Origin of the sequence: Indolivaga capnocytophagoides DSM 22835 (genome assembly GCF_000426485.1) — a bacterium.
Lineage (GTDB): Bacteria > Bacteroidota > Bacteroidia > Bacteroidales > Dysgonomonadaceae > Dysgonomonas_A > Dysgonomonas_A capnocytophagoides.
Window position 1 is genome coordinate 1 of the sequence record NZ_AUFL01000037.1, and the last position, 2,641, is coordinate 2,641.

2 protein-coding genes are annotated in these 2,641 nt (G+C 46.0%); both read right to left on the minus strand.

Features of this window, described 5'->3' with window-relative positions:
* Window positions 1-112 precede the first annotated feature (112 nt).
* The gene (istB, locus tag K322_RS0113455) at window positions 113-895 is read right to left on the minus strand and encodes an IS21-like element helper ATPase IstB (RefSeq protein ID WP_026627341.1); all 783 of its coding nucleotides are present in this window, start codon (window positions 893-895) and stop codon (window positions 113-115) included.
* Window positions 882-2,465, minus strand: coding sequence for an IS21 family transposase (istA, locus tag K322_RS0113460; protein WP_026627342.1), 1,584 nt, complete (start codon window positions 2,463-2,465; stop codon window positions 882-884). The genes istB and istA overlap by 14 nt, the downstream gene beginning before the upstream one ends.
* Between the last annotated feature and the right edge of the window lie 176 nt (window positions 2,466-2,641).

Sequence of the window (2,641 nt, forward strand, 5' to 3'; positions counted from 1 at the left end):
TGGAAAATCCAGTGAGCGTTGCCCCCTCGTGCCAAATCTAAATTGCCCCCTGAAAAAACTTTATAATTACCCCTAAAATATCCTGGTCGATGGGGTCATTTTTATTTCAGATTTACTTGTTTTTACCTACCTTCATTTTTCTCACACTCTCACCGGTGAGTTCTATCAGATGTGCCGAGTGCACGATGCGGTCAAGAATGGCATCAGCGACTGTTGGCTCTCCTATTGCATCATACCAGTTGGCAACCGGTAATTGTGAAGTCACAATGATAGATTTTCGCTCATGACGATCCTCGATGATGTCAAGCAGTATTGAACGTTCTTTAGCGTCAAGAGGAACAAGAAAGAGATCATCAAGGATAAGTAACTGACATCGTTCTATTTTCTTGAGTTCGGCTTCGAAGATACCCTTTGTCTTTGCAACTTTTAGCGCTCCCATAAGTTTGGATGCGTTGGCATAGTTTGTTCGTATTCCGTTTTTACAGGCCTGATAGCCAATGGCTGTTGCAATATAGCTTTTACCTGTTCCGGATGAACCGGTAATGAACAGATTCTTTCCTTGACGGATAAAGTCAAGCGATGAGAGGCGTTCTATATGGTTGCGGTCGAGACTTCGATTGATGGTATAATCTATATTCTCAAGATAAGCCTTGTAGCGAAAGCCTGCTTGACGAATCAGGCGTTGTATAGAGGCATCCGAACGATAATCCCATTCACGGGCCAATAGTAATGAGAGGAAGCCGTCAGCCGTCATAGATTCGGCAATGGTGGACTGTAGACTTTCCTTAAAGGCGGCAGCCATACCATGTAGTTTCATACGGTTCATAAGATCAAGAGAGATGATATTGCGGTCTTTCTCTGGAGTAACGGGTGCGGTTTTATTATTTGTTTCCATTGTTTTTGTTTGTTTTTGTTATTGATTTTGAGAAGTATTCACGTCCACGGATGTTCTTGTGGTGCGGAAGTGATGAGTTGCCGGTGGAGTCTTGATCGGCCTGTGGCAGAAAGTCTGCGTCATCGCCCCGGTTCAGGATACCGATAACATCTTGATATCCGTAAACGCGCATCAATGAAGCACAGGCGCATGCCGCCACAAGCCTGTCCAGTCCGAAGGTCTTTTCCAAAGAAAGGATACCTCTGCATGAGCGGAACGCCTGAGGTATATATTTCTTCAGCGATGCCACATCCTTGAGATAAAGCAAGACGATATTGTCTATCTGAGCAGCTCGCTCAAAGACCTCGTCCAGATCCTTTTCGTAGCTACCATGCCGACCGGGAAGATTGTGTGCCTCCTTCCGAGTGTAGCCATAGGGAGTGTCATCACGGTGGTGGGTTGTTACCAGCCTCAGGCCATGGAAGATCTCGAGAGTATCAGCATCGTAAACAATATCGACACGCTTGCCTACGTATTCCTTGGGCACACTGTAATGATGCTTCTTGAGCGTTACATAGCTGTTGCGCATTACAGTCACAGATTTGCGTTCCTTCATCTGATACCGCACAGAGGGTAGAGTTCGTAGATAGTCTTTTTCCACGTCTTCAAACAGCTGCCTGCGCGACTGATTGAGTCCGGTAAGTTTTCGGTCGTTGAACCGACTTAGAGATTGGATAATGTTGGCGTTGAGCGATTCCAAATTATGGAACATCAGACTTTCGAGATCGGTATAAACTGACCTGTACATCAATTTTACGGCGTTCTCCACAAGTGCTTTGTCTTTTGGATGTCTGACACGTGCCGGATATACACTGCAACCATAATGTTCGGCAAAAGCGGCAAAGTCTTCGTTAATAAGCGGCTCGTTGCGGTCGCTTCGGGTTACCGCCGACTTCAAATTGTCAGGGACGATTGCCATGGGCACACCTCCATAGAAGTGTAATGCATTCTCACATGCCTTTATCAGGTCTTCTTTCTTCTGCGACCAGACTGCCTCACAGTAGGTATAGTGACTACAAGGAAGTATTGCTACAAAAACTTCAACAGATATGACTTCGCCTGTTTGCTCATCAATAATCTGTAAACGATCACCCGCAAAGTCAATATACATCTGGTCTGCGGCATAATGCTCAACGTGACCCACTGGACGTGATACAAGCCGATAGCGTTGTATGTATGCTCCGAAACTTGCATGACGGAATCCATTGGGATGCTCTCGTCGATACTCTTCAAACAGAGACTTTACGGTCACTCCTTTGCGTGTAAGTCTTGCGGCATACTCAGGCAAGAGCGCCTCCAACTCCAACTGGCGCAACGAAGGAGTACGTTCCCTCTCGCCACTGCTCCCGAACATTTCCTCTAGGCGCTTTGCTGGCATCTGCTGAAGTTGCTCCATCGGTATACCACTCTCTTGAAACAAACGCACATACTTGCGCACTGTGTTGCGGGATAGCTCAAAGGTCGCGCTGATACCTTTTATCCCCATCCCCATTGCATAGCAATGAAGAATGTTTGCTAACTTTGTTGTCATTGTAATTTTAGCTTTAACCCATCGACCAGGACGGGAATCTAAATTACATAAAAATCCCCTGTTGGTTTATATTCCGACAGGGGACATTTTTATTTTGGCGAAAAGGGTCAAACATATTTTGGTACATGGGGGCAATTTAGACTGGCACGAGGGGGCAACGCTCACTGGATTTTCCA